This is a genomic window from Curtobacterium sp. 1544 (genome assembly GCF_040544915.1).
GTDB classification, from domain to species: Bacteria; Actinomycetota; Actinomycetes; order Actinomycetales; family Microbacteriaceae; genus Curtobacterium; species Curtobacterium pusillum_C.
Map to the genome: position 1 here is coordinate 162,995 of NZ_JBEPKX010000001.1, position 26,309 is coordinate 189,303.

The 26,309-nt window shown below is 70.2% G+C and carries 22 protein-coding genes; 6 read left to right on the forward strand and 16 right to left on the reverse strand.

From position 1 onward, the window contains the following. Positions 1–63: 63 nt before the first annotated feature. From ABIC61_RS00805 to ABIC61_RS00820, 4 genes are read right to left on the reverse strand one after another with little or no spacing between them, the layout of a single operon-like run. Positions 64–1,731: a glycoside hydrolase family 13 protein gene (locus ABIC61_RS00805; protein WP_502908771.1), complete on the reverse strand. Its 1,668-nt coding sequence runs from the start codon at positions 1,729–1,731 to the stop codon at positions 64–66. Between the two features lie 41 nt (positions 1,732–1,772). Next, positions 1,773–2,693: a carbohydrate ABC transporter permease gene (locus ABIC61_RS00810; protein ID WP_354028445.1), complete on the reverse strand. Its 921-nt coding sequence runs from the start codon at positions 2,691–2,693 to the stop codon at positions 1,773–1,775. Next, complete coding sequence (locus ABIC61_RS00815; RefSeq protein ID WP_079236752.1) at positions 2,693–3,652, reverse strand: carbohydrate ABC transporter permease; 960 nt, start codon at positions 3,650–3,652, stop codon at positions 2,693–2,695. The genes ABIC61_RS00810 and ABIC61_RS00815 overlap by 1 nt, the downstream gene beginning before the upstream one ends. Before the next feature lie 11 nt (positions 3,653–3,663). Beyond that, complete coding sequence (locus tag ABIC61_RS00820) at positions 3,664–4,959, reverse strand: ABC transporter substrate-binding protein (RefSeq protein WP_354028446.1); 1,296 nt, start codon at positions 4,957–4,959, stop codon at positions 3,664–3,666. A gap of 133 nt (positions 4,960–5,092) precedes the next feature. Here ABIC61_RS00820 and ABIC61_RS00825 point away from each other — a divergent pair, with 133 nt between their 5' ends. Then, complete coding sequence (locus ABIC61_RS00825; protein ID WP_354028447.1) at positions 5,093–6,256, forward strand: ROK family protein; 1,164 nt, start codon at positions 5,093–5,095, stop codon at positions 6,254–6,256. On the opposite strand, the gene ABIC61_RS00830 is transcribed toward ABIC61_RS00825, so the two are convergent. Further along, entirely contained in the window at positions 6,249–6,611 is a 363-nt protein-coding gene (locus ABIC61_RS00830) for a winged helix-turn-helix transcriptional regulator (RefSeq protein WP_354028448.1), read from the reverse strand. The genes ABIC61_RS00825 and ABIC61_RS00830 overlap by 8 nt on opposite strands. Before the next feature lie 80 nt (positions 6,612–6,691). Here ABIC61_RS00830 and ABIC61_RS00835 point away from each other — a divergent pair, with 80 nt between their 5' ends. From ABIC61_RS00835 to ABIC61_RS00845, 3 genes are all read left to right on the forward strand, one after another. Then, entirely contained in the window at positions 6,692–7,492 is an 801-nt protein-coding gene (locus ABIC61_RS00835) for an NAD(P)H-dependent oxidoreductase (protein WP_354028449.1), read from the forward strand. Between the two features lie 23 nt (positions 7,493–7,515). Beyond that, positions 7,516–8,109, forward strand: coding sequence for a class I SAM-dependent methyltransferase (locus ABIC61_RS00840; protein WP_354028450.1), 594 nt, complete (start codon positions 7,516–7,518; stop codon positions 8,107–8,109). 79 nt (positions 8,110–8,188) lie between these two features. After that, positions 8,189–8,722, forward strand: a complete 534-nt coding sequence (locus tag ABIC61_RS00845; RefSeq protein WP_354028451.1) for a hypothetical protein — start codon at positions 8,189–8,191, stop codon at positions 8,720–8,722. Between the two features lie 81 nt (positions 8,723–8,803). Here the strand turns inward: ABIC61_RS00845 and ABIC61_RS00850 are convergent, their stop codons facing one another. The 11 genes from ABIC61_RS00850 to ABIC61_RS00900 all read right to left on the reverse strand — a co-directional run bounded on the left by ABIC61_RS00850 (position 8,804) and on the right by ABIC61_RS00900 (position 24,380). Further along, positions 8,804–9,781 (reverse strand): glycoside hydrolase family 16 protein, encoded by a 978-nt coding sequence (locus ABIC61_RS00850; protein WP_354028452.1) that lies wholly within the window; start codon positions 9,779–9,781, stop codon positions 8,804–8,806. Positions 9,782–9,977: 196 nt separating this feature from the next. Then, positions 9,978–11,171, reverse strand: a complete 1,194-nt coding sequence (locus ABIC61_RS00855) for an alpha-hydroxy acid oxidase (RefSeq protein ID WP_354028552.1) — start codon at positions 11,169–11,171, stop codon at positions 9,978–9,980. A gap of 128 nt (positions 11,172–11,299) precedes the next feature. Continuing rightward, positions 11,300–12,772 (reverse strand): rhamnulokinase, encoded by a 1,473-nt coding sequence (locus tag ABIC61_RS00860; protein WP_354028453.1) that lies wholly within the window; start codon positions 12,770–12,772, stop codon positions 11,300–11,302. Then, positions 12,772–14,856 (reverse strand): bifunctional aldolase/short-chain dehydrogenase, encoded by a 2,085-nt coding sequence (locus tag ABIC61_RS00865; RefSeq protein ID WP_502908772.1) that lies wholly within the window; start codon positions 14,854–14,856, stop codon positions 12,772–12,774. Before ABIC61_RS00865 ends, ABIC61_RS00860 begins: the two co-directional genes overlap by 1 nt. 5 nt (positions 14,857–14,861) lie before the next feature. Continuing rightward, positions 14,862–16,031 carry an L-rhamnose isomerase gene (rhaI, locus tag ABIC61_RS00870; RefSeq protein ID WP_354028455.1) on the reverse strand — a complete coding sequence of 390 codons (1,170 nt, stop codon included), beginning with the start codon at positions 16,029–16,031 and terminating at the stop codon, positions 14,862–14,864. 232 nt (positions 16,032–16,263) lie between these two features. Continuing rightward, positions 16,264–18,543, reverse strand: coding sequence for a family 78 glycoside hydrolase catalytic domain (locus tag ABIC61_RS00875; protein ID WP_354028456.1), 2,280 nt, complete (start codon positions 18,541–18,543; stop codon positions 16,264–16,266). Positions 18,544–18,664: 121 nt separating this feature from the next. After that, entirely contained in the window at positions 18,665–19,498 is an 834-nt protein-coding gene (locus ABIC61_RS00880; protein ID WP_144752609.1) for a carbohydrate ABC transporter permease, read from the reverse strand. A 29-nt stretch (positions 19,499–19,527) separates the two neighbouring features. Beyond that, positions 19,528–20,382 carry a carbohydrate ABC transporter permease gene (locus ABIC61_RS00885; RefSeq protein ID WP_144752612.1) on the reverse strand — a complete coding sequence of 285 codons (855 nt, stop codon included), beginning with the start codon at positions 20,380–20,382 and terminating at the stop codon, positions 19,528–19,530. 80 nt (positions 20,383–20,462) lie between these two features. Further along, positions 20,463–21,785: an ABC transporter substrate-binding protein gene (locus ABIC61_RS00890; RefSeq protein ID WP_354028457.1), complete on the reverse strand. Its 1,323-nt coding sequence runs from the start codon at positions 21,783–21,785 to the stop codon at positions 20,463–20,465. Between the two features lie 369 nt (positions 21,786–22,154). Next, complete coding sequence (locus ABIC61_RS00895; RefSeq protein ID WP_144751649.1) at positions 22,155–23,249, reverse strand: LacI family DNA-binding transcriptional regulator; 1,095 nt, start codon at positions 23,247–23,249, stop codon at positions 22,155–22,157. 120 nt (positions 23,250–23,369) lie between these two features. Continuing rightward, positions 23,370–24,380, reverse strand: a complete 1,011-nt coding sequence (locus ABIC61_RS00900) for a LacI family DNA-binding transcriptional regulator (protein WP_354028458.1) — start codon at positions 24,378–24,380, stop codon at positions 23,370–23,372. A gap of 123 nt (positions 24,381–24,503) precedes the next feature. On the opposite strand from ABIC61_RS00900, the gene ABIC61_RS00905 reads away from it, so the two are divergent. Continuing rightward, positions 24,504–25,859, forward strand: coding sequence for an MFS transporter (locus tag ABIC61_RS00905; RefSeq protein ID WP_354028459.1), 1,356 nt, complete (start codon positions 24,504–24,506; stop codon positions 25,857–25,859). Beyond that, positions 25,856–26,197, forward strand: coding sequence for an L-rhamnose mutarotase (locus tag ABIC61_RS00910; protein WP_354028460.1), 342 nt, complete (start codon positions 25,856–25,858; stop codon positions 26,195–26,197). Before ABIC61_RS00905 ends, ABIC61_RS00910 begins: the two co-directional genes overlap by 4 nt. The last annotated feature ends 112 nt before the right edge of the window (positions 26,198–26,309 follow it).

The following is a 26,309-nucleotide window of genomic DNA, read 5'->3' on the forward strand; positions in this document are numbered from 1 at the left end:
GCCTGACGGACTGGAGGCGCGGTGCCTGCCCGCACCGCGCCTCCAGTCCGCCTCCTGGTTCCGTCAGGAACGCAACCAGGCGGTCCCCACACCCGACAGTGCGCCGTCCGCCACCGGCGCGGAGGCGAGCAGCAGCTCGCCGGAGGGGAGTTCGTACGGCTCGTCGCCGAACACCGTGACGCTGGTCCAGCCGTTCGGGCGGCGGAACGCGAGCACGTCGTCGCGCCCGGTCTCGAGCCACTCGAGGTGCTCCTCGGACTGCAGCTGCCCGCGCAGGCCGAGGGCCTTCCGGTACAGGTTCAGGGTGGAGTCGGGGTCCGCGTCCTCGGCCTCGACGCTCGACGCCCCGAACCACGAGGGCTGCGGCAGGTGTGCCGTCCCGGAACCGAAGCCGAACGACGAACCGGACGTCGTCCAGGGGAGCGGCACGCGGCACCCGTCACGGCCGACGTCGACGCCCGGGTTCCGGAAGAACGCCGGGTCCTGGCGGTCGGCGTCGGGGATGTCGCCGACCTCCTGGAGGCCGAGCTCCTCGCCCTGGTACAGGTACGCGGAGCCGGGCAGAGCGAGCTCGAGGAGCGTCGCCGCCTGCGCACGACGCAGGCCGAGCGACCGGTCGAGCTCGTCCTGTGAGCCGCCGGCGAGCAGCCAGGCGCTGCCCTGCTTCTCCTCCGCGCCGTTGCGTGCGGGCAGGGCGTAGCGGGTGGCGTGCCGGACGACGTCGTGGTTCGAGAACACCCACGTGGTCGACGAGCCGGACTGCTCGGCGAGTCCGAGGTTGAACTCGATGATCGTCCGGAACTGGCCGGCGTCGAAGTCGGCCTCGAGCAGGTCGAAGTTGAACGCCTGCCCCAGCCCCTCGGCGCTGGCGTACCGGGCACGGCGGTCGGCGGCGACCCACGCCTCGGCGACGGCGGTGCGTGCCGGGGTGTACTCGTCGAAGACCTTCCGCCACTCGGCGTAGATCTCGTGCACGTCGTCGCGGTCCCAGAGGATGTGCGAGCCGTCCTTCGGGGACGCGATCACCTCGGCCCAGGTCGGCAGCTCACCCTCGGGCAGGTCCTTCGCCAGGCCGTGCGCGACGTCGATGCGGAAGCCGTCCACGCCCCGGTCGGACCAGAAGCGGAGGGTGTGCAGGAAGTCGTCGCGGACCTCGCGGTTCGCCCAGTTCAGGTCGGGCTGCTCCTTGGCGAAGTTGTGCAGGTACCACTGCCCGTCGCCGACCGCGGTCCAGGCCGGGCCGCCGAAGATCGACACCCAGTCCGCAGGGGCCTGTTCGCCGGACGGCCCGGTGCCGTCGCGGAAGACGTACCGGTCGCGGGCGGGGGAGCCCTTCGGCGAGGCGAGTGCCTCGCGGAACCACTCGTGGCGGTCGCTCGTGTGGTTCGGCACCACGTCGACGATCACCCGGATGCCGGCACCGTGCAGGGCCGACACCATCTCGTCGAAGTCCTCGAGCGTGCCGAGGCGTGGGTCGACATCGCGGTAGTCGTCCACGTCGTAGCCGCCGTCGGCCAGGGCGGACGGGTAGAACGGGCTGAGCCAGACGGCCTCGATGCCGAGCGACGCCAGGTACGGCACGCGCGAGGTCACGCCGGGCAGGTCGCCGATGCCGTCGCCGTTCGCGTCCGCGAAGGACCGCGGGTAGATCTGGTAGACGCTCGCCTGGCGCCACCAGGTCTCGTCCGTCGCGGTCGGGGCTGGCGTGTTCTGGACCAGGTTGTCGGTCACGAGGGGCCTTTCGTCGTTCGTTGTCGTCAGGTTCGAGTACGTCACTTGATGGCGCCCTGCGTCACACCGGCCATCACCCATCGCTGGGTGATGAGGTAGACGATGATCGCCGGTGCCATCGCCATCAGGTACGAGGCGAACGACACGTTGTAGTTGTTGCTGAACTGCGTCTGGAACATCTGCTGGAGCACCGGCAGCGTCTGCAGCGCCGGGTCCGACGTGATGAGCGACGGCATCACGAAGTCGTTCCACGATGCCAGGAACGCGAAGATGCCGACGGTCGCGCTCATCGGTGCCAGCAACGGGAACACCAGCCGCCAGAACACCTGTCCGGTGCTCGCGCCGTCGATGCGGGCGCTCTCCTCGAGTTCGGCCGGGATCGACCGCAGGAACGCGGTGAAGAGCAGCACGCTGAAGGACAGCTGGAACATGACGTGCAGGATCGCGACGCCGAACGGGTTGTCCAGGTGCGCGAGGCCGGTCAGCTTCACCTGCGAGAGCGCGAGGACCGGGAACGGCAGGAACATCGCGGCGAGCAGGTAGAAGAACGACCAGCGGAACAGTCGGCGGTCCCAGTTCCGGGCGATCGCGTACGCCGTGAACGAGGCGAGCAGGATCGTGCCGACGACGGTGATCGCGGCGACCAGCACCGAGACGCCGAACGCCCGCGGGAAGTCCGTCAGCTGCCAGGCCTGCACGAAGCCGTCGACGCTGAACGGAGCGGGGAGCGAGAACGCGTTGCCGTCGACCGACTGCGCCGTGGTCTTGAACGCCATCGTCACGGTGACGTAGAGCGGGACGAGGACGGACAGCGCGCAGACGATCAGGACGATCGTGACGGGCCAGTTCGCGTTCCCGCCGCGGCGGCCGGCGGCACGTCCGCCGGCGGACCGGTCCGCGTCCACCGACCGGATGCTGCCGGTCTTCGTCGTGCCCGGTCGCAGGGGTGCTTGCAAGGACATCAGAGCGCTGCCTTCCCGCGGGTCGCCCGCAGCTGGATCACGGCGATGACGACCGCGATGACGAAGAAGATCGTGGCGTTCGCCATCTGGTAGGCGTAGTCGCCGCCGTTGAAGCCCTTGAAGATGCTCATCGCGACGCTGGTGGTCGAGGTGCCCGGGCCGCCGTCGGTGAGGCCGACGATGATGTCGTACGAGTTCAGGAAGTTCTTGAACCCGATCACGAGGTTGATGAGGATGTAGCCCGCGGTGAGCGGTGCGGTGATCGAGATCAGCTGGCGCCACGAGCTCGCGCCGTCGAGTGCCGCGGCCTCGTACACCTCGCCGGGGATCGACAGCACACCCGCGATGTAGATGAGCAGTGTCGACGGGATCGCCTGCCAGGCGGTGACGATCACGATCGCCACCCATGCCAGGTCCGGGTTCGCCAGGATGCTCTGCTCCAGCGGAGCGAACCCGAGCGACGTCGCGAGCGCCGGCAGGCTGTTCGCGAACAGGAACGAGAACACGTACGCGATGACGATCCCGGAGATCACCATCGGCAGGACGAAGACGCCGCGGAGCGCGATCTTCCCGCGGATCTTCGACGTCAGGGCGATGGCGAGCAGGAACGCGACCGCGTTGACGACGATCACGGTGACGAGCGAGAACCCGATCGTGAACAGGTACGCCTGCAGGATCGCGGGGTCCGAGAACACCGCGATGTAGTTCGTCAGGCCGGTGAACCGGAACTCGCCGAAGCCGACGGAGTTGGTGAAGCTCAGCACGATGCCCATCACCGCGGGGAGCGTGATGGCGAGGGTGAACAGCACGAGGGTGGGGAGCAGGAACGCCAGGAAGAGCGGGTCGAGACGCCGGCTGCGGCGTCGTGTCCCGGTCGTTCCGGCCTGGAGGCGCGGTGCGGCTCCGCCCCGTCGGCGGCGGTCCGCCGTCGTGACGGATTCGGTGGTCGTGGTGGCCATTCGACGTCTCCTTACGCGGCCGTGCGGAGCGCGAGGCGCGCCCAGTCGGCGTCGAGGGTGCGGAGCTGGGGCTTCGGGTCGCCGCCGAAGGCGATCGACTGCGCGTAGTTCGCGACGGGGATCTCGGCGGGGATGAGCTGCGAGGCGCCGAGGTAGAACGCGGCGTCGTCGTAGTACGACTGCATGCCCGTGAGTGCCGGGTTCGAGGCGGGAGGGGCGTCCTTCCGCACGCCGAACCCGTTGTTGTCCGCGTTGTACTTGTCGTTCACCCTCGGGGTCATCAGGTACGTGAGGAACTCCCGGGCGGCCTCCTGCTTGCGGGACGCCTCCGGGATCCAGAGCGCGAGGTCGACGTTCACGCGCACCTTGTTGTCGGCGGCGTCGTCGGTGACGGGCAGCGGGAACGTCCCGAGGTCCATGTCGGGGGTCGTCTTCGCGATCTCGCCGAGTGCCCACGGCCCCTGCAGGTACATCGCGGCCTTCCCCTGGGCGAAGGCGAGGTTGCCGTCGCCGTACCCGCGGCTGGCCGCGCCCTTCTGGTGCCACTGGCGGAGCTGCACCATGCGCTCCACCGGTGCCCGGAAGTCGCGTTCGAACGACACCGAGGCGTCCTTGCCGACCTTCGTGCCCTCCCGCTGGAGTGCCGCGAAGGTCTTCGGGACGTCGACCATGCCGCCGATCGAGTAGTCGAACATGCCCTGCGCGATCGTCCAGTTGTCCTTGAACGTGCCGTAGATCGGTGCGATGCCGGCCTTCGTCAGGCGTTCGCACACCTCTGCGAACTCGCTCCACGTCGTCGGGACGTCGAGCCCCTGCTCGGCGAAGAGCTGCTTGTTGTAGATGACCGACGCCGCCGTCACCGAGTACGGCAGGGCGCTCTTGCGGCCGGGGTAGTCGGCGGTCTGCTCGAGGAGCGGCCACAGGTCGGGGTTGATCGTGTCCGCCTGGGGCAGGTCCGACAGGTCCGTCAACGCACCGTGCTCGACGAACGGGGCGACCGAGAAGTTGTAGTTCCAGCACCCGAGGTCCGGCGGTCGGTTCCGCACGAAGTTCGCGGACATGCTCGACGTCGAGTCGCGGACGACGCGGATCTTCGACTGGCTGGCGTGGAACTTCGCGATCACGTCGTCGAAGTACCCGATGACCTCGGGCTTGGACACGTAGAACGTGATCGTCTCGGGTCGGCTCCTCGAGGAACCGAGCGGAGCGCACCCGGCGAGTGCCAGGCCCGCCCCGATGCCGCCCGCCCCGAGCAGGAACCCGCGGCGGCTGACCGCGGCGGCGCTCCTGGTGGCGTGTGTCTGCACGTCGTCTCCGTCCGTCCGGACCCGGCGTCCCTGCCGTTCCGGTTCGCGGACCGGCTCCGGTGCCGCCCGCAGGACTTAATCTAGCGAGAAAATCTAATTACGCAAGGAAGTGTCTCCGCGATAGGGTCACCGCATGCCGCCGCACCGTGGAACGAGCGCCGAGACGCTGCTCGAGTACGCCTTCGCGGTCCGTGCGTTCACTGCGACCGAGGCGATCGACAGCACCGGACTCACCCGCTCCACGATCCTCGGCACCTGCGAGGAACTCGTCCGGCTCGGCTGGCTGCGCGAACTCGACGACGCACGGGCTGCGGGGGAGTACCGGATGGGGCGTCCCGCTCGGCGCTACGAACTCGACACCACGGCCGGCGTCGTGGTCGGCGTCGACGCCGGACAGCACCGGGTGACCGCGTTCGTCGCGGACCTCCGCGGGGCCGTCCTCGGCCGTGCGTCGGGGACACTCGGCGAGTCCGGGCTCGACGTCCCGGTCCGCCTGCGGGTCCTCGCCGAGACCGCGGCAGAGGCACTCGCCGACGCCGCGGTCGACCCCGGACACGTGCTCGTGACGGTCGTCGGCATCCCCGCTCCCGTCGACGCCGGCGGGGCCTCCCCTGGCGACGGCGGCTTCTGGGACCGGATGAACCCCGGGTTCGCGGGCACCGTCCCGAACGGACGGGTCGTCGTCGAGAACGACGCCAACCTCGCCGCGCTCGCCGAGCGGCCGTCCTCCGGCGAGGCCTCGTTCGCGGCGCTGCTGTCCGGCGAACGCTTCGGTGCGGGTCTCGTCGTCGACGGCGTGCTGCTCCGCGGGGCCCACGGCGGCGCGGGTGAGATGCGGGTGCTCGAACTCGTCGAGGGGGTCGGGTCCTCGGACGGCATCGGCGCCACGGCCCGGACGCTCGTGGCCGAGGCCGTCGCCGCCGGCCTGGTCCGGCCCGACAGCCCGCTCGCAGCCGAGGGGATCGACGCCGCCACCGTGTTCCGCGCCGCGCGAGACGGTGACGCGCAGGCCACCGCGATCGTCGACCGGCTCGGGGACCGCCTCGGCCGCGTGTGCGTGCTGCTCGCGAGCCTGCTCGACATCGACCGCGTGGTCGTCGCCGGCGCGATCGCCGAGCCCGCGGCCGCTGTGATCGATCGTGCCCGGGCGCTGCTCGACGACGGGCACTTCGACCCCGTTCCCGAGATCGTGGCGTCGTCACTCGGCGCGGACGTCGTGGTCATCGGGGCGGTCGCGCACGCCGTGGACGCGGTCCGAGCCGACCCGCTGTCGTTCCCGCTCCGCGTCCTCAGCTGAGCGCGAGCTCCAGCTCGTCCGCGTCCACCTGCGTCGCGGTCCACGAGCGACCCCAGGAGTCGAGGCTGGTCACGAGCGGGCGGAGGGACGACCCCATCGCCGTCAGGGAGTACTCGACCCGCGGCGGGACCTCGGCGTACACCGTCCGTTCGACCAGCCCGTCCGCCTCGAGCTCGCGCAGCTGCCGGGTGAGCACGCGGTCGGTGACGGTGCCCACCGCTCGGCGCAGTTCGCTGTAGCGGAGGGTGTGGTCGAGGAGCTCCTGGATGATGCTGAGCTTCCAGCACCCGCCGATCACGCTCATCGTGACCTCGACGGGGCAGACGGCCAGGGCGTTCCGGGTGGCATCGCGCATGCACCCACTATCCCCGATGTGTGTACCTCACATCAAAGTGCATACTTCCCAGATCCGGCGGTGGCGGCTGTGATGGAGGCATGGCAATCCACGACGACACCGTTCGCCCGCAGGCCCTCTACGTCTACGCACACCCCGAAGCCGTTTCGCTCAACCGGCAGCTGTTCGACGCTGCCCGGGCCGAGCTCGAACGGACCCACACGGTCGAGGTGAGCGACCTGTACGCGATGGAGTTCGAGCCGCTGCTCGGTCCCGGCGACGTCCCGGCCCAACGCAACGCCGACGGGAGCTTCCTCGACCGGTGGCTCGCGGCGCAGCACGGTGGGACCCTGCCGGACGACGTTCGTGCCGAGCAGCGCAAGCTCGTCGATGCCGACCTGATCGTGCTGCAGTTCCCGCTCTGGTGGTACGGCGTCCCGGCCGTCCTGAAGGGCTGGATCGACCGGGTGTTCGGCGCCGGGTTCGGCACGGACGGCGTGGACGAGTCGACCGGGTTGCCGACCCGGTACGGCGCCGGGCTGCTCGCCGGGAAGCGCGCGCTCGTCATCGTCACGGTGGGCGAGGACGAGCGCACGATGGGCGCCCGAGGGCTGAGTGGTGACCTGGACTCGGTGCTCTTCGGGCTCCGGCACGGCACGCTGTTCTACTCCGGCATCGACCCGTACGAGACGCACGCGGTGTTCGACGCCGACGGTCTGGACGCCGACGGTGTCGCGCGCGAGGTCGCTCGGCTCACCGAGCGGATCGCCGGTCTCGGGTCGGAGGAACCCGTGCGCTACCGGACCCTCGCGAGCGGCGAGTACCGGACCGGACGCGCGCTCCGCGCCGATCTCGCTCCGGGGCGGACCGACCTCGGCATCCACCGCACCGACGTCCGCTGACGAGCGCGAGCCAGAATGAGTGCATGGCCGATCGGTGGAACCACAACACGCACTTCCACGACCTGGTGCTGCGTGCGGTCCCATCTGGCGCGAGGACGGCACTCGACGTCGGAACGGGCAACGGCCTGCTCGCCCAGGACCTCGCCGATGCGGGCCTCGAGGTGACGGCGATCGACCTCGACGAGACGGTGCTCGACGCCGCCCGCACCGAGCACGCCGACGCAGCGATCCACTGGGTGCGCGGAGACGTGATGGCGGCCGACCTCGGGCAGCAGTTCGACGTCGTCGCCTCGGTCGCGACCGTGCACCACCTGCCGGACCTCGCCCTCGCGCTGTCGCGCCTGGCGGACCTGACTGCGCCTGGCGGAACGCTCGTGGTCGTCGGTCTCGCGAGGTCGACGCGGCTCCGGGATCGCCTGCCCGACCTGGTCGGTGTCGTGCAACACCGCTGGTACTCGTGGCGGCACGGCTACTGGGAGCATTCGGCACCCACGTGCTGGCCGCCGCCGCACCCCTACTCCGAGGTGCGACGGACCGCCTGGGCGGTGCTGATGGGCTCCCGCTACCGACGGCACCCGCTCTGGCGCTACACGATCACTTGGCGTCGACCGCGCTGATCGTCACGTCGAGTGCCGCCAGACTCCGTCCCCAGCGCATGTCGCGCCGCGACACGCGCAGCCTGCGTAGGCTCGTTGCGTGAGGGATGATCAGCCGGACGAGGCCGCCGCACAGGAGCACGACCCGTACGCCCGGAGGCCCGGGTACGTCACCGATGTGAGTGGCCGCACCGACAGCACGACCACGGCTGCCGCGCTCGGTGTCGCGGCGGGACTCGTCGTCACGTTCGTGTTCGGTTTCGTGCACCTCGTGCAGTGGATCGCCCTGCCCGCCGCGCTCGTCGTCGGTGTCGCCGTGTGGCTGCTGCTCCGGACCCGTCAGCGTCGCATCGACCGGAACGCCGGACGTTCACCCGACGCGGTCCCCAGCGCACGGGACCAGGCCGCCGCCGAGGCGAACGGCGGGCGCCGGCACTTCGTCGCACCGAACCCGGTCGTGCTGATCGTCATGGCGAGCGTCTTCATCGCCTTCGCGGTGGTGTCGCTCGTCTTCGGCCGGATCGCGGTGACGGGACTGCTCGTCCCGATCCTGCTCGTCGGCAGCGCAGCGTTCTTCCTCGTCGAGGGGATCGGCACCCTGGTCGTGCGGCGCCGTGCCTCCGTAGGGCGCTGACGGGATCGCGCGTCAGGACGGACTGGAGGCGCGGTGCCAGCTGGCACCGCGCCTCCAATCCGTCGTAACGGTCGCCGACCCCTACTCGGTCGTGGCGACCCAGTCGATGAGCAGGTTGCCGGACTCACCCCAGTTCCCGGTCTGGAACATGAACCGGTGCTCGGTCGTCGGGACGTCGTGGGTGACGGTGCCGATGACCTTGCCGTCGACCTTGTACGTGACGGACTTCCCCGGGTCCCAGTCGATCGTGTAGGTGTGCCAGTCACGCCACGAGACACCGGAGCCGAGCTGGACGCGCTCGACTTCCTGACCGGGGGTCATCGAGTGCTGGAATGCCGACGGGCTCTCGTCGAAGTTGCCCTCGGGGAAGTCGATCTCGCCGTCGGACCAGACGTCGGAGCTCGGCCACAGCATGAACGCCGCACCGTTGCCGTCGCCACCGGTCGCCTTCGCGCGGACGGAGAACGATCCGCCGACGTGGTCGTAGGCGCCGCTGCGCGAACCGAACGTGCCGGCCGTGCCGGCACCACCGAGCTGCACGTCCATGACGCCGTCGTGGACGGACACGGTCTTGCTCGGCTCGTAGATGCCGGACGTGCCGTCCGGGTACGGCTGCCAGGCCTGCGGGTAGAGGCGGCTGACGAGACCGGTCACCGCGGAGAGGTCGAAGTTCTCGACGAACGACGTTGCGGGCGCGAGCGAGATCAGGTCCGCCTGCGCGCTGTCGTCGCCGGGCGCAGTGTCGTCGCCCGGCGTCGCGTCGTCGGTGGGCGCCGACTCCTCGATGGGGGCGGAGTCGGCGGACGGCGTCTCGGTCGGGGTGGGTTCGTCGGTCGGGGTCGAGTCGTCCGAGGGCGTCGCCTCGTCGGTCGGCGTCGGCGAGACCGGTGCGGTCGGCGGGGCGTGGTGGCCGCGGCCACCCCACCAACCGTGGGCGGAGGCGGCGGTCGGGACGCCGATCAGCAGGGCGCTGGCGGTGGCTGCCGCCAGGACGATCCGGCTGCGGCGGTTGCGGGTCGAGTGGTTCGTCGTGGATGCGTGCTGCGCTCGGGCATGCACGTGCTTCGAAGCAGAGATGTCGGGCTCCTCGGGTGGGGCTCGGGCATGGAAGGGGCCCGCTCCACGGCGCGATCCGAGGATTTCGGTGACGGGTCCCCGAACATCATGCATCATCTGTGCCCCGTTCGGGGGGTTCTGCCCGATCCGGCCGCACCGAGACCGGGGTCCGGGGTCCCGCATCCGGACGAACAGATCCTCAGCTCCGGGCGATGGGTGTGAGCCGCTGCAGCTGCGTCACGTGTCCCGCCTCGAGCTCGTCGAGCGACGCCACCCCGAGCAGGCGCATCGTGCGCTCGATCTGCTCGGACAGGATCTGGATCATCCGGTCGACGCCGGCCTCGCCACCCGCCATCAGGCCGTACAGGTAGGCGCGTCCGACCATCGTGAACTTCGCGCCGAGGGCGACCGCAGCGACGATGTCGGCGCCGGACATGATGCCGGTGTCGAGGTGCACCTCGGTGTCCTTGCCGACCTCCTTGACCACGGAGGGGAGCAGGTGGAACGGCACGGGAGCCCGGTCGAGCTGCCGACCGCCGTGGTTCGACAGCGTGATGCCGTCGACGCCCATGTCGGCCAGGCGCTTGGCGTCCGCCAGGGACTGCACGCCCTTGACGACGACCTTGCCCTTCCACTGCGACCGGATCCACTCGAGGTCCTCGTAGGTGACGGTCGGGTCGAACATGTGGTCGAGGAGCTCCCCGACGGTGCCGGACCAGCGGTCGAGCGAGGCGAACGCGAGCGGCTCGGTGGTCAGGAAGTCGAACCACCACCAGGGCCGGGGGATCGCGTTGAGGATGGTCTTGGCGCCGAGCTGCGGCGGGATCGAGAACCCGTTCCGCTTGTCCCGGAGGCGCGCGCCGGCGACCGGGACGTCCACCGTGACGAGCAGCGTGTCGAACCCGGCCTTCTCGGCCCGGGACACGAGCGCCATCGACTTCTCGCGGTCCTTCCACATGTACAGCTGGAACCAGTTGCGCCCGTGCGGGTTGGCGTCGCGGACGTCCTCGATGGCGGTGGTGCCCATCGTGGACAGCGAGAACGGGATGCCGGCGCGTCCGGCGGCACGGGCCCCGGCTCGCTCGCCCTCGGTCTGCATCATGCGGGTGAAGCCGGTGGGCGCGATGCCGAACGGGTACGCCACGGGAGCGCCGAGCACGGAGCGGGAGGTGTCGACCTTCGACACGTCGCGCAGGATCGCGGGCGTGAACTCGATGTCCTCGAACGCCTGACGGGCGCGGGCGAGGGAGATCTCGGCCTCTGCAGCGCCCTCGGTGTAGTCGAACGCGGCGCGGGGCGTGCGCCGTGCGGCGATGTCCCGCAGGTCCCAGATCGTCAGCGCCTGGTCGAGTCGACGGCGCCGCGCGTTGAGGTCGGGCTTCTTGAACTGCATCAGTGGCGCGAGGTCGCGGACGGTCGGTAGCTGACGCTTGATCGGCGTGCGCCGAGCCGACGGAGCGCCGGGCGTCGCTGCCGGTGCGCCCGTCGCCGGGTCGACTCGGTGCTGGTTGTCGGTCGAGGTCATACAGACATCCTACGTCTCGGGGCGGATCGGTGGGTCGAAGTGGGGGAGGTGGCGGGGGTGTACCGCACGGGCTCGACGGTGCGGGCGACTCGGTCACGCAGGGCTTCGAGCGATGTACCGGCCAGTCCGCCGAGCCCCGCGGCCCGTGCCTGCACGAGGACGTTGCCGAGCGCGGTCGCCTCGACGGGGCCGGCCAGGACGGGCAATCCGGTCCGGTCGGCGGTCAACTGGCACAGCAGACGATTCTGCGACCCACCACCGACGATGTGCACCTGTCGGACGTCTCGGCCCGTGACGGCCACGATAGTCGCGAGCGTTTCCGCGTACGCGGTGGCCAGGGACTCGAGGATCGACCGGACGTACTCCGCCGGCGAAGCCGGTGCGCTCAGGCCGTGTGACGTGCACCAGGCCGCGATGCGCGACGGCATGTCACCCGGGGGCGTGAACGACTCGTCCGCGACGTCGAAGACGGGAACAGGGGCGGTGACGGCCGCGGCGGAGGCGAGCAGTGCCTCCAGGTCGATGCGGTCCCCGCCACGCTCCCAGGTACGGACGCTCTCGGAGAGCAACCACAGTCCGGACACGTTCTTGAGGAAGCGCACGCGGCCGTCGACCCCGCCCTCGTTCGTGCAGTTCGCGTCGCGTGCCGCGTCCGACAGGACCGGCGCGTCGAGCTCGACGCCGACGAGGGACCACGTGCCGGACGAGATGTAGGCGAAGTCCGGTTCCGTCGCGGGGACCGCGACGACCGCGGACGCCGTGTCGTGCGACCCGACGAGCGTCACCGAGGCGCGGCCGCCGACGGCGTCGGTCACGGACGGCAGCAGGGGACCGAGACGGTCGCCCGGGTCACGCAGCGTGGGCAGGAGTCCGGACGGGAGGCCCGCAGCAGCCCGCAACGTCGGATCCCACCCGCGGGTGGTCGCGTGCAACAGCCCGGTGGTGGACGCGTTGGTGCGCTCGGCAGCCTCGACCCCGGTGAGCCAGTACCCGAGCAGGTCGGGGACGAGCAGCGCCCGCTGGGCGAGGCGCAGTGACGGATCGGCGGCGAACTGGAACACGGTGTTGAAGGGCAGGTGCTGCAGGCCGTTCCGGGCGTACAGCTCGGCTGCCGACACCCGCTCGTGCACCGGAGCGACGCCGTGCTCGTGCCGCTCGTCGCGGTAGTGGTACGGCAGGCCGAGCAGGCGCCCGTCGCGGAGCAGACCGTAGTCGACCGCCCACGAGTCGATGCCGATGCTCGCGATCTCGGCGTGCCGGCCGAAGGCGTCGCGGAGGCCCGCCGTGACCTGCCGGTACAGCTCGACGACGTCCCAGTGCAGGGCCTCTCGGTCGCCTTCGTGGAGCGTGACCGGACCGTTCGGGAACCGGGCGACGTGCTCCATCCGGATGTCGTCGGCGTCGACGTGCCCGAGGATCACCCGGCCGCTGGTGGCTCCGAGGTCGACGGCGGCGACGGTGCCGGACATCAGCGCAGGAACGCGGCCGCGACGCCCGCGTCCACCGGAACGTGCAGGCCGGTGGTGTGCGAGAAGTCGTCGGTGCAGATCGCGTAGACGGCGTTGGCGACGTTCTCGGGCACGACCTCGCGCTTGAGGATCGTGCGCTGGGCGTAGAACTTGCCGAGGTCCTGCTCCTCGACGCCGTACGTCTTCGCGCGGTTCGCACCCCAGCCGGACGCGAAGATGCCCGAGCCGCGGACGACGCCGTCGGGGTTGATCCCGTTCACGCGGACACCGTGTTCGCCGAGTTCCGCGGCGAGCAGGCGGACCTGGTGCGCCTGGTCGGCCTTGGTCGCCGAGTACGCGATGTTGTTCGGTCCGGCGAACACGGAGTTCTTCGACGAGATGTACACGATGTCGCCGCCGAGGCCCTGCTCGATGAGGACCTTCGCCGCCGCCTTGGACACCAGGAACGAGCCCTTCGCCATGACGTCGTGCTGCAGGTCCCAGTCCTGCTCGGTGGTCTCCAGGAGGCTCTTGCTCAGGCTCAGGCCGGCGTTGTTCACGACGAGGTCGAGGCCGCCGAAGTGCAGCAGCGTCTGCTGGATCGCCTGGTCGATCGCGCCGGCGTCCGTCACGTTCGCCGCGACGCCGATGGCCTTGTCCGTGTTCCCGATCTCGGCCGCGGCGTCCTGCGCCTTCGCGAGGTCGAGGTCGGCGATCACCACGGCGGCTCCCTCGGCCGCCAAGCGCTTGGCGATGGCCTTGCCGATGCCGCTCGCGGCGCCGGTCACCAGGGCGATGCGCGTGGCGAGCTTCTTCGGAGCGGGCATCCGCTGCAGCTTCGCCTCCTCCAGTGCCCAGTACTCGATGCGGAACTTCTCGGCCTCGTCGATGGGGGCGTAGGTGCTGAGCGACTCGGCGCCGCGCATGACGTTGATCGCGTTCACGTAGAACTCGCCGGCGACCCGGGCGGTCTGGGCGTCCTTGCCGTACGAGAACATGCCGACGCCGGGCACCAGCACGATGAGGGGGTCGGCGCCGCGGATCGCCGGACTCGTCTCGTCGGCGTGGCGGTCGTAGTAGGCCTGGTAGTCCTCGCGGTACTGCTGGTGCAGCGTCCGCAGCCGCTCGATGGTGTCGTCGATGCTCGCCGAACCGGGCAGGTCGAGGATGAGCGGCTTCACCTTGGTCCGCAGGAAGTGGTCCGGGCAGCTCGTGCCGAGGGCGGCGAGTTCCTCGGCGCGAGCGCTCGCGAGGAAGTCGAGCACGACGTCGGAGTCGGTGAAGTGCCCCACCACGGGCTTGTCGTGGCCGGCGATGCCGCGGATCGTCGGCGCGAGCGCGGCTGCGCGTGCGTGGCGTTCGTCGGTCGGCAGCGCTTCGAACCCGGGGCGGACCGGCCCGAACGGCTGGTCCTTCCCGTTGGCTGCGATGTACTGCTCCGCCGTGTCGATGATCCAGCGCGAGTTCGTCTCGGCCTCGTCGCTCGTGGCGCCCCACGCGGTGATGCCGTGCCCGCCGAGGATCGTGCCGATCGCCTGCGGGTTGTCGCGCTTGATCGCGGCGATGTCGAGGCCGAGCTGGAACCCCGGGCGGCGCCAGGGGACCCACACGACCTGGTCGCCGAAGATGCGCTCCGTGAGCGCGGGGCCGTCCGCCGCCGTCGCGATCGCGATGCCGGCGTCCGGGTGCAGGTGGTCCACGTGCGCAGCGTCGACGAGGGCGTGCATCGCCGTGTCGATGGAGGGCGCTGCACCACCCTTGCCGTGCAGCGTGTAGTCGAACGCGGCGACCATCTCGTCCTCACGCTCCACGCCGGGGTAGACGTCCTCCAGTGCCCGGACCCGGTCCACGCGCAGGACCGCGAGGCCCGCCGGAGTGAGAGTGCCGAGGTCGCCCCCGGAGCCCTTCACCCAGAGCAGCTCGACCGGTTCGCCCGTGACGGGGTCGGTGTCGGTGCCCTTGGCGGAGGTGTTGCCGCCCGCGTAGTTCGTGATCCGCGGATCCGAGCCGAGCGCGTTCGATCGTGCGATGAGCGCACTGATCGTCTCGTCTGGATCCGTGCGCTGCGTTGCGGGGTCCACCCGTGCCTCCAGTCCTGTTGTCATGATGTCTACGCGCCCCATCCGGCCTGGACGCCGCCGACGCGGTCCTCGGCGATCGACTGCTGGTAGCCGGACTCGAGGTACGCGCGCATCGGGTTCGCCGGGAGCCCGCGGGACTCCCTCCACGAAGCGAGGTCGGCACGGACGTCGGTCTGGTACGCGTCCATGAAGATCTCGTTCGCGCCGAGGACGTCGTGGGCCTCCTGTGCCGCGGTCAGTGCGACGCGGTCGAGCAGCAGGGCACGGGCCGTCATCTCCTGGACGTTGAGCACGGAGCGGATCTGCCCGGGGATCTTGTCTTCGATGTTGTGGCACTGGTCGAGCATGAACGCGACGTCGGGGTTGTCGTAGCCGCCGCCGCGGATGACCTCGACCAGGATGCGGAACAGCTGGAACGGGTCCGCCGCCCCCACGATGAGATCGTCGTCCGCGTAGAAGCGCGAGTTGAAGTCGAACGAGCCGAGCTTCCCGAGGCGCAGGAGCTGCATCACGATGAACTCGATGTTCGTGCCGGGAGCGTGGTGGCCGGTGTCGAGGCAGACCATCGCCTTGTCGCCGAGGGCCGTCGTCTGTACGTAGCTCGTGCCCCAGTCCGGCACGTCCGTGTGGTAGAACGACGGCTCGAAGAACTTGTACTCGAGCACCAGGCGCTGGTCCGGGCCGAGGCGGTCGTAGATGGTGCTGAGCGACTCGTGCAGGCGGTCCTGGCGGGAGCGCATGTCCTCCTGCCCCGGGTAGTTCGAGCCCTCGGCCAGCCAGATCTTGAGGTCGCGCGAGCCCGTGGCGTCCATGACGTCGATGCAGCGCAGGTGGTGGTCGATCGCCTTCTGCCGGATCGTCTCGTCGACGTGGGTCAGGGCGCCGAACTTGTAGTCGTCGTCCTGGAACGTGTTCGAGTTGACGGTGCCGAGGGAGACGCCGTGCTCCTCGGCGTGGCGCTTCAGGTCGGCGTAGTCGTCGACGAGGTCCCACGGGATGTGCAGCGCGACGCTCGGGGCCAGACCGGTGTACTTGTGCACCTGGGCAGCGTCGGCGATCTTCTCGTAGGGGTCGCGGGGGGTGCCGGGCGTCCCGAACACCTTGAAGCGGGTGCCGGAGTTGCCGAACGCCCAGCTGGGCAGCTCGATCGCCTGCCGGGCCAGCTGGTCGGCGACGGAGCTGAAGCTCGCTGATGTCATCGTGTCACTTCCTCGTGGTCGATTGAATCGTTTCATACTGTACGGCCCGCGCGCGGTTCGCGCAAGCGCGGGTGGTCGCATCGGTGTGCCTGGTCGGTTGCGCCCCGTTCCGGACATCGCGCCCCGTTGTGTGGGGGCGCGATGTCCGTGCGAGGGCGCGAACGGCAGCCGGGCGAACGGCAGCCGGGCGAACGGCAGCCGGGCGAACGGCAGCCGGGCGAACGGAGACGGGCTACGCGGCGGGCACGGCGGCCGGCGCACGCAGCTCGTGCGTTCCGCCGCCGACGCGCTGCTCCGCGGCACCCGGCAGGCGCACCACGGCCGAGACGCCCTCGGGGACCGTCGCACGGACGAGCAGCTCCCCGTCGACGAGCTCCCACCGCACCGCGACGTGCCCGTGCACCGTGTCGAGCGAGGTCGACGCCCACGTCAGGCCTCCGCCCGGCTGCGGCGCGATGAGCACCGACTCGTACCCGGGGGTCAGCGGCGCGAGGCCACCCACCACGCGGTGCATCCAGTCCGCCACGGCACCGAGGGCGTAGTGGTTGAACGAGGTCATCTCGCCCGGGTTGATCGTGCCGTCGGGCAGCATCGAGTCCCAGCGCTCCCACACCGTGGTCGCACCCATCGTCACCGGGTACAGCCATGAGGGGCACTCCGTCTGCAGCAGCAGCCGGTACGCGTCGTCGAGGTGGCCGGTCTGCGTCAGCGCGTCGGTGATGAACGGCGTGCCCGCGAACCCGGTCGAGATCCGGTACCCGGACTGCTCGGCCAGCTCCGCCAGGCGGTCGCCCGCCGTCGCCTCGTCCTCGGGCGACAAGATCCCGAAGACGATCGCGAGCGCGTAGACGGTGGTGCAGTCGGAGCGGATCCGACCGTCGGTCACGTAGTGCTCCTGGAAGGCGGCCTGGAGGCCCGTGGCGAGTTCGTCGGCTTCGGTCGCCTCCGCCTCGTGGCCCGTCAACCGCGCCGCCTGCGCCACCAGGGTGGCGCTGCGGTAGGCGCACGCCGTCGCGACGACGCCCGGGTCGGCCTTCGCCTTGGCGGCGTCCTCCGGCGGGGCGTCCGGGTCGAGCCAGTCGCCGAACTGGAACACGGTGTCCCACAGCCCCTCAGGTGACAGGTGGCCCTTGATGCGCCGGAGGTGCGCGACCATCGAGTCGAGCTGCTCCTCGAGCACCGCGGTGTCGCCGTACGCCTGGTACAGCGTCCAGGGCACCCACACGCCGGCGTCCGACCAGATCGCGGTCGCGTCGGGCTTGCCGAAGTCCTCGGCGGGGGAGTACTTCAGCACGTCCGGCACCACGAACGGGATGATGCCGTCGGCGTGCTGCTGCTCGAGCCACACGTCGCGCAGCCAGTCGCCGAGGAACGCCCTGGTGTCGAACAGGTACGACGCCGTCGGGGCGAACGCCGCGATGTCGCCCGTCCAGCCGAGGCGCTCGTCGCGCTGCGGGCAGTCCGTCGGCACGCTGAGGAAGTTGCCCTGCATGCCCCGGACGACGTTGTCGTGGAAGGTGTTGAGCAGCTCGTGGCTCGACTCGAACGTGCCCGTGCGGGCGAGGTCCGACCCGACCTGCACAGCGGTGACCGCCGCGCGGAGTTCGTCGAGCGTGCCGGTCCACCCGTCGACCTGGGCGTACCGGAAGCCGTGGAAGGTGAAGCGCGGCTCGAAGACGTCGTCGCCACCGCTCAGGGTGAAGTGGTCCGTCGCCTTCGCGGTGCGCAGCGGGCGGGTGCCGAGCTCGTCGTGTTCGAGCACCTCGGCGTGCGTGAGGGTCAGGACGGTCCCCGCGGCACCGGAGGCGGTCACCCGGATCCAGCCGACGAGGTTCACACCGAAGTCGATCAGGGTCGCGCCGGACGGGCTCGTCCAGACCTCGACCGGGGCGATCTCGGCGAGGGGGCGGACGGGCGGCACGGTGTCCGCGACGAGTTCGCGCTCGCCGAGGTCGACCGTGTGCACGGCTGCTGCGGTGTCGATCCGGCCCGGGTACTTCCACGTGGTGTCGTCGACCCGGGCGTCGATGTCCTCACCGTCGTAGAGCTGGTCGGCGGTGATCGCACTCGACAGCGCCTGCCAGTCGGTGTCCGTCGCGACCCGCTGCTCGTGGCCGTCCGCGAACACGATCCGGAGCTCGGCGAACCCGGCGACCTCGTCGGCGTACCAGCCGCCACCGCCACCCCAGGCGAGGCGGCCGGCGGCCCAACCCTTGCCGAGGACGAGTCCGAGGACGGCTGCCTCGCCCGACCCGGTGCCGGTGAGGTGCTCGGTGACGTCGTGCGTCACGACGCGGAGGCGCCACTCGTAGCTCGTCCAGCCCGGCTCGAGCAGGTGGTCGGAGACGCGGGTCCCGCCGAGCCAGGCCTCGACGACGCCGAGGGCGCTGACGTCGAGGGTCGCGCTCGTGACGGCGCCGTGGCCGTCGTCGAGGGTGAACTCCCGGCGCAGGATCGGTGCGCTGCCGAGGTCGGCGTCGCTCGCGATGAACGGTGCGGTCCAGGTGGTCATGTGGTGTGGTCCTTTCACGCGACCGGTCGTCGTCGACCGGTGCGGGGGTCTGGGGTCCGGCCGCCCGCCCAGGGTGGGCGGTGCGGCGGAGGCGGGTCGCGCCTCCAGGCCGGGTCGGGCGTCAGCCCTTGACGGCGCCGCTGGTCATGCCGGCGACGATCTGACGGTTGAAGAAGATGTAGAGGATCAGCGGCGGGATCGTGATGAGCAGCACGTCGGTGAAGAGCAGGTTCAGCTGGCTGACCGACTGGCTCTGGAACGTGTAGAGCGTCTGCTGCACCGTCGCGTTCTCGGACCCGGGCAGGAAGTACAGCGGGTTCGTGAAGTCGTTGAACACGGTCACCGACTGCACGAGCACGACCGTGATGATCACCGGCTTGAGCAGCGGCAGGACGACCCCGAAGAACAGGCGGATCGGCCCGGCGCCGTCGAGCACGGCTGCCTCGTCGAGTTCCTTGGGGATCGTCGCGACGAACGCCCGGAACAGCAGGATGCAGAACGACAGGCCGAAGGTGGCCTCGATGAGGATCATCCCGCCCATGGTCTTGAACAGGTTGAGCCCCTGCAGCACCCAGATCGTCGGGACGATCGCGGGCGGGACGATGAGGCCGGCCAGGACGAAGAAGTTGATCAGGCCGTTCCACTTGCTCGGCCGCCGTTGCAGGACGTAGCCGACCATCGCGGAGAACACCACCATGATGATGACGCTCCCCACGGTCAGGACGGCGCTGTTCATGAACGAGCGCAGGATCCCGCCGTCGCCGGTCTGCATGACCGCCACGAGGTTCTGCCACAGCTGCCACTGGGTCGGCAGGCTGAAGCCGAGCTGGTTCGCCTCGGCCGGGCTCTTCGCGGCCTGCAGTAGGACGAAGACGAACGGCACGAGGAAGACCACGAAGCTGACGACGATGGCGATCGAGCCGACGGTCCACCGCTGGACGGTCTGGCGCTTCACGGGGCGGCGCGCGGGCGCGGCGGTCGCGGTCACAGGTCCGCCTCCTTGCGGTTGAGCAGCCAGGAGATCGGGACCATGATCGCCGTCACCACGATGAACAACACGACGTTGCCCGCGGTCGACAGCCCGTAGAACCCGGCCTGGTACTGCTTGTAGATCACACTCGCGATGACGTCACTGGTGAACCCTGGTCCGCCGCCGGTCATCGCCCAGATGAGGTCGAACGACCGCAGACCGCCGATGAGCGACAGGATGATGACCGTCCCCATCGCGGGTCGGGAGAGCGGCAGCGTGATGTTCTTGAAGATCGTCCAGGCGCTCGCTCCGTCGACCCTGGCGGCCTCGAAGTACTCCTGGGGGATCGCCACGATGCCGGCGATGAAGATGAGCGTCGCGATGCCGACGCCCTTCCAGACGTCCACCGCGGCGACGCTCCAGAGGGCGAGGGCCGGGTCGGTCAGCCACCCCGGTGTGGGGAGGCCGACCGAACCGAGGACGCCGTTGATGATCCCGTGGAAGGGGTCCATCAGCGCCTTGAACGTGATGCCGATGCCGATGGTCGACACCAGCACGGGGAAGAACACCACCGCTCGGAGGTACCCGCGCCCGAGCACGGGGCTCGTGAGGAGCAGGGCGAGGGCGAGTCCGAGGACCACCTTCGCCGCGCTCGTCACGAACCCGTACTCGAACGTGTGCACGAACCCGGAGACGAGCTGGGGGTCCTGGAAGAACCGGACGAAGTTGTCGAAGCCGATGAAGGTCTGGTCGAACAGCGTCCAGCGGGTGAGCGAGAAGTAGAACCCCGCGAAGGTCGGGACCGCGAAGAACACGACGTACAGCGCGATCGCCGGGATGAAGAACCACGCCGGGTAGAACGAGCGCATCCGCTTCCGGGCCGGGCCGGGGCCCGCCTTCGTTGTCTGCGGCGGGGCCACCGCCGTCGTGAGCGTCGCGGTCACGCCGGTCACCAGCCCTTGATGCCGAGCTGCTGGGCCTGCTGGACGACGTCGTCGTCGTACTGGTCAGCGCCCTTGGCTGCGTTCGTGATGCCCGAGCCGACCTGCACGCAGATCTTCTCGAGGTTCGGGCCCTTGATCGGGGAGAGGAACTCGAGCGCCGGGCTCGCCTTGCCGTCGTCGAGGTACTTCTGCAGGTCGCCGATCATCGGGGGCACCGAGTCGGGCAGCGTGCAGGTCGAGATGACGTACGGGCCTCCGGGGGTGCCGGTGTCGTTCTGCACCTTGCAGCCGTCGGACGAGTTCGCGAAGGCGATGAACTTCTTCGCGGCCGCGAGCTTGTCACCCGTGGTCGTCTTCGGGATGTAGAGGCCGTTCGGCTCCCAGATGGTGAGGTTCGTGTCCTCCGCGTTCTCCGCCGGCAGGGCGAAGGCGCCGATGTCGTTCACCGCGTCGGGCGAGTCCTGCTGGATCGCCGAGATCGCGTTCGTCAGCATCGGGTACTGGGCGCCCTTGCCGTCGGCGAGCATCTTCAGGCCGTTCGCCTGGGTGGCCGACGCGTAGTCCTCGTTGTAGAGGTCCTTGTCCTTGCCCTCCTGGAGGTGCTGGAACCCGGCGAGTGCCGGCTGGTCCGCGTAGGACTCCTTGTGCTTCGTGTACTGCGTCGCCCAGTTCTTCTGCTGCGCGGTGATGTTCGCGAAGTCGCCGAGGACGAACAGCTGGCTGGTCCAGGTGTCGCCGTAGGTCTGGATGATCGGCGCGATGCCGGCGTCCTTGATCTTCTCGCTGTTGCTGATGAAGTCCGCCCACGTCGTCGGGACGCTCAGGCCGAGGTCCGCGTAGACCTTCTTGTTGTAGAGGACCGCGCCGCCGAAGCTGGTGCCGAACGGTGCGCCGTACATGCCGTTGTCGGTGCTGACGACCTTCGTGAACTGCGGGTCGACGTCCTTCGCCCAGCTCTCCTTCGAGAGGTCGACGAGCGTGTTGTCCGGGTTGAGGGCCTGCATGAGCGAGCCGGAGTTGTAGTTGAAGACGTCGGCCATCTCGCCGGTCGACAGCCGGGTCTTCACCAGGTTGTCGCCGTCGGTGCCCTGCGGCTTCGTGTCGAACTTGACGGTGATGTCGGGGTTCGCCTTCTCGAAGGCCGCGATGAGCGGCTTCGCGGTGGCGGCGGTGGCCTCGGCGTTGTCGGCGAGGTACGTGATCGTGACCTTGCCGCCGCCGCTGCCGGTGTCGGCGGAGCCGCCCGACGAACAGGCGGCGAGACCGCCGATGAGGACCGTGGCGCCGCCGATGGCGAGCAGCCGGGTGGTCAGGGAACGAGCTGACATTCCTTACCTCCTCGTAAGGCCCGGGACGGGGTGACCCCGGGTGAAACGGACCCGGAGCCCGCGCCGATGCGGGTTCCGGTGGTGCTGTTTAGAACGTTTCAATCGGAATGGAACCATGCGGATTGAAGCGTGTCAATCACCGATTCGGATTCGTTACGGAAGTGCGTGCTCCCGCACGGTGCGCGGGCCGGGAGGGCGCGGTGCGGCACGGGCGCGGGCGCGGTTCGCGAAAGCGACAGTCTGCCGCGGGAGTTCCCCGGGAGACAGTCGCTCTGGCGGCACGGACGGTGCGTGTCTGCCGGAAGCTGTCGCTCTGGCGGGACGAGTGCGCCTGCGAGTGCGCCGCCGACTCAGGCCGCGCGCCCTCGCTCAGGCCTCGGTACGCCTCGGGTCGCTCGGCGTCCCCGCTGCGGCCACCTCGGCGGCGCGCGCCCGTCCGAGTGTGCTCTCCCGCGGCACGAGCTCACTGCCGAGCACCACCGTCCGGTGCACGTGCTCCGCGGGGTCGTCCGTCAGCTCGTCGAGCAGGAGCGACACCGCCGCCGCGCCCATCTCGGAGCCGTGCATCGTCACCGAGGTCAGCGGCACCGCCCCGCCCCACGCCACGGAGTTGTGGTCGCAGCCGGACACCGGGATGTCCTCGGGTACGCGGATACCTGCCGCGCGCAGTTCGGACACGACCGCCATCGCGAGGAGGTCCGTCACCCCGAGCACTCCGTCCGGCCGCGCATCGGCGGGCATCGCGGCGATGCGCGCGCCCGCGTCCGTCCCACCGGGGGGATCGATGTCGCCCGCGTCGATGTCCACGAGGGTGACACCCGGGTGTGCGGCGACGGCGCGCAGCACTCCGGCGCGTCGGCGTTCGACGGGCTGCAGTTCCGCCCGCGCACTGACGAAGCCGATGCGTCGGCAGCCGAGGTCGATGAGGTGTTCGGTCGCGAGGAACGCTGCCTGCTCGTTGTCCACGACGACCGAACACGCATCGACCTCGGTCGGTTCGAAGTTCACGTACACCACCGGGCGTCCGTGCCGACGCGTCGTCTCGACCTGCTCACGTGATTGCGTCATCGGGGCCAGGAGTATCCCCGAGACCCGTGCACTCTCGAGGAAGGCCAGGTGGTCGCCCTGCGCCTGCAGGTCGTCCTCACTGCTCGTGATGAGCAGTGTCAGGCCACGTTCGCGCGCGGCCAGCTGTGCCCCGTTCACCATGTCACTGAAGAGCGAGTTGCGCAGGGACATGACGACGAGGCCGATCGCCCGCGTGCTGCCCGACACCAGGGCGCGCGCGTTGCGGTTCGGCGTGTACCCGAGCTCCGCGATCGCCGCTCGGACGCGGGCCGCGGTGGCGTCGGCGACGCGCTCGGGGTGGTTCAGGACGTTCGAGACCGTCGCGAGCGAGACGCCCGCCCGAGCCGCGACGTGGTGCACGCTCGGCGGTCCGTCGCGCCGTGGGACATGCACCATGCTCCGATCGTAGGCGGAGCGGGGGGCCGTCCCGGCCCACCACCGGACTGGAGGCACGGTGCGGCGCCGCCACGCGCCTCCGGTCCGACACGGCGGAGCCGCTGGGGCGCGGCGCGCGCGTCAGCGCTCGGCGACCGTGGACTGCCGCACGACGAGCTCGGGGGTGAACTCCACGTGGAGGGTCTCGACCTCCTGGCCCTCCTCGACCTGGGCCAGCAGCAGCTCGATCGCCCGCCGCCCGAGGTCCTGCGCCGGCTGCCGGACCGAGGTGAGCGGGACGACGGCGGCCTCGGCGAACGCGATGTCGTCGTACCCGACGATGGCGATCTCGTCCGGCACGCGGACCGACCCCCGCATGATGAAGGCCTGCTCGAGTCCGACGGCGAGCAGGTCGTTCGCCGCGAAGACCGCATCGGGGCGCTCGGCGGTCGGGCGTGCCTGGATCTCCTCGCCGATGCGACGGCCCTCGAGGACCGACAGTGACGAGGTGGTGAGCACCTCGAGCGAGACCCCGGCCGCGGCCGCGGCGGCGACGGCTCCGGCGTGCCGGTCGGTGACCTGCCGGATGCCGAACGGGCCGCCGACGAACGCGACGCGCTTCCGCCCGATCGCCGCGAGGTGCGACACCGCGATGTGTCCGCCCGCGACGTCGTCCACCGACACCGAGGCGAAGTGTTCGTCGTCGGCTCGTCGGTCGACGAGCACCACGGCGGTGCCCTGGTCGCGGAGTCGTCCGAGCCGGGTGAGGTCGTCGCCGGCGGGGGAGATGAGGAGTCCCGCGACGCGACGTTCCTCGAAGAGGTCGACGTAGGTGTGCTCGCGGTCGACGGACTCGTCGGAGTTGCCGACGAGGACGGCGAGGCCCTTCCGCATCGCGGCGTCCTCGGCGCCGCGGGCAACGTCGGTGAAGAACGGGTTACCGCCGTCGAGCACGATGAGCCCGACGGTGGAGCTGCGGCCGGCGCGGAGCTGGCGCGCGGAGTCGTTGCGGACGAAGCCGAGTTCGGCGATCGCGGACTGCACCCGTTCGACGGTGCCGGGGGCGACCTTGTCGGGGCGGTTCAGCACGTTCGAGACCGTGCCGAGTGACACGCCGGCGAGCGCTGCGACGTCACGAACGCTCACTGCCATGGGGTCATCCTGGCATCGGGCCCGGTGTTTCGGGGGAGCGACTTGCCCTCGTGTCGATCCGCGGGTAACGTCCTCGCAGCACCGTTGAAACGATTCACAGACGAACACGCGAACGGAGGACCAATGGCGGTCCGTATCGGAGCCCGCAACACCACGGGCTGGAAGGCGACGATCTCGGTCGCCATGTCGAACTACATCGAGTCCGGGTCGATCATCGCGATCGCCACCAGCCTCAGTCTCTGGCAGGCCCAGTTCCACGTCGGGGACCTGCAGGTCGGACTCCTCGCGAGCCTGTCCGCGAACGCGTTCGGGGCTGCCGCCGGCGCCATCATCGGCGGACCGCTCTGCGACCGGTACGGCCGGAAGTTCATCTACACCTACGACCTGCTGCTCTACATGCTCGGCATCCTGCTCGCGGTCTTCGCGGGCAGCTACGGGATGCTGCTCGTCGGCTTCATCCTCACCGGCATCGCGGTCGGCGCCGGCGTCCCGGCGAGCTGGACGTACATCGCCGAGCAGGCGCCCGCCGACAAGCGCGCCGCCCACGTCGGCACCGCGCAGCTCGCGTGGTCGATCGGCCCGATGGTCGGGTTCGCCCTGGCCATCGCCGCCGCGCCCCTCGGACTGCTCGGCAGCCGGCTGATCTTCGCGCACCTGTTCGTCGTCGCCGCGATCGTGTGGTGGCTCCGGCGCGGCCTGCCCGAGTCGACGATCTGGAAGGACGAGCGCGCCGCCACCGGCAACGCCAACTTCTTCCACGGCTTCACGCAGCTGTTCAGCCGCCGCAAGAACCTCACCGCGATGCTGTTCCTGTTCGGCGTCTACGCGCTCTGGAACACCGTCGCGGGACAGGCCGGCATCTTCCAACCCCGCGTCTACTCGGCCACCGGGGTCACCAGTGTCACCGAGCAGTACGGCCTGCAGATCCTGGTGTGGGGCTGCACCGTCGCTGCGACCTACTTCGGGTTCATGCGCTACGGCGACCGGGTGAGCCGCCGGCTGCTGTTCGCGATCGGCGCCGTGCTCGCCATCGTCTCGTGGGCCGTCCTGATCTACGCACCGGCGAACCTCGGCACCCTGCTGTTCTTCGCGGTCGCGTGGGGTGTGTCCTCGGGCATCGGTGCGCAGGCGTTCTACGGCCTCTGGACCTCGGAGCTCTTCGCCACCCGCTACCGCGCCAGCGCCCAGGGCGTGCTCTTCCTCGCCGCCCGGGTCATGGTCGGCCTGCTGAGCATCTGGTTCCCGCTGCTCCTGTCCGACATCGGGCTCCGTGCGCTCGGCGGGCTCATCCTCGGCCTGCTCGCGCTGTCGTTCCTCGTCGGCACGATCTGGGCCCCGCGGACGCAGGGCAAGACGCTCGAGGCGATCGAGGCCGAGCGGTACGGCACCGTGACCAGCGTCACCGGCACCGTGCGGACCGCCGACGAGCGTGCCGTCCGCGATGCAGAGCAGCGTCGCCGCGCCGAGGCCGACCGGTGACCCGCGTCTGCTTCCGGTTGCAGGTGCAGGGCGCACACCTGGACGCCTACCGCGAGCGGCACGCGGCGGTCTGGCCGGCGATGCTCCGGGCGATCGCGGCGGCGGGGCGGCGGAACTACTCCCTGTTCCTCGACGACGACGGCCTGCTGATCGGCTACTACGAGACCGACTCGGTGGCTGATTCCGATGCGTCGCTGGCCGCCTCGGAGGTCGCCTCGGCGTGGGAGGCGCACATGCAGGACCTCTTCGACGGTGCGACCGGGCGGGCCGACCAGACCGCGCGGGTGCTCCCCGAGGTGTTCAACCTCGAGGACCAGTTGGCGGCCGCCGCGGATTGACGCGCTGCGGGTGCGTGCGCGCTGCGCGTGCATGCGTACTGTGCGTGCATCGAGTGAGCAGAAGTGGTCGAGTCCCGCGAACGGACTCGACCATTTCTGCTCACTGAACGAC

Excerpts from the sequence above, each read along its gene's own strand:
- ABIC61_RS00895 (WP_144751649.1), bottom strand. The coding sequence starts at position 23,249 with ATGGTGCATGTCCCACGGCGCGACGGACCGCCGAGCGTGCACCACGTC.
- rhaI (WP_354028455.1), bottom strand. The coding sequence starts at position 16,031 with ATGACATCAGCGAGCTTCAGCTCCGTCGCCGACCAGCTGGCCCGGCAG.
- ABIC61_RS00825 (WP_354028447.1), top strand. The coding sequence starts at position 5,093 with ATGCCGCCGCACCGTGGAACGAGCGCCGAGACGCTGCTCGAGTACGCC.
- ABIC61_RS00835 (WP_354028449.1), top strand. The coding sequence starts at position 6,692 with ATGGCAATCCACGACGACACCGTTCGCCCGCAGGCCCTCTACGTCTAC.
- ABIC61_RS00855 (WP_354028552.1), bottom strand. The coding sequence starts at position 11,171 with ATGCAGTTCAAGAAGCCCGACCTCAACGCGCGGCGCCGTCGACTCGAC.
- ABIC61_RS00905 (WP_354028459.1), top strand. The coding sequence starts at position 24,504 with ATGGCGGTCCGTATCGGAGCCCGCAACACCACGGGCTGGAAGGCGACG.
- ABIC61_RS00860 (WP_354028453.1), bottom strand. The coding sequence starts at position 12,772 with ATGTCCGGCACCGTCGCCGCCGTCGACCTCGGAGCCACCAGCGGCCGG.
- ABIC61_RS00885 (WP_144752612.1), bottom strand. The coding sequence starts at position 20,382 with ATGCGCTCGTTCTACCCGGCGTGGTTCTTCATCCCGGCGATCGCGCTG.
- ABIC61_RS00840 (WP_354028450.1), top strand. The coding sequence starts at position 7,516 with ATGGCCGATCGGTGGAACCACAACACGCACTTCCACGACCTGGTGCTG.
- ABIC61_RS00890 (WP_354028457.1), bottom strand. The coding sequence starts at position 21,785 with ATGTCAGCTCGTTCCCTGACCACCCGGCTGCTCGCCATCGGCGGCGCC.
- ABIC61_RS00810 (WP_354028445.1), bottom strand. The coding sequence starts at position 2,693 with ATGTCCTTGCAAGCACCCCTGCGACCGGGCACGACGAAGACCGGCAGC.
- ABIC61_RS00815 (WP_079236752.1), bottom strand. The coding sequence starts at position 3,652 with ATGGCCACCACGACCACCGAATCCGTCACGACGGCGGACCGCCGCCGA.
- ABIC61_RS00875 (WP_354028456.1), bottom strand. The coding sequence starts at position 18,543 with ATGACCACCTGGACCGCACCGTTCATCGCGAGCGACGCCGACCTCGGC.
- ABIC61_RS00900 (WP_354028458.1), bottom strand. The coding sequence starts at position 24,380 with ATGGCAGTGAGCGTTCGTGACGTCGCAGCGCTCGCCGGCGTGTCACTC.
- ABIC61_RS00830 (WP_354028448.1), bottom strand. The coding sequence starts at position 6,611 with ATGCGCGATGCCACCCGGAACGCCCTGGCCGTCTGCCCCGTCGAGGTC.
- ABIC61_RS00865 (WP_502908772.1), bottom strand. The coding sequence starts at position 14,856 with ATGACAACAGGACTGGAGGCACGGGTGGACCCCGCAACGCAGCGCACG.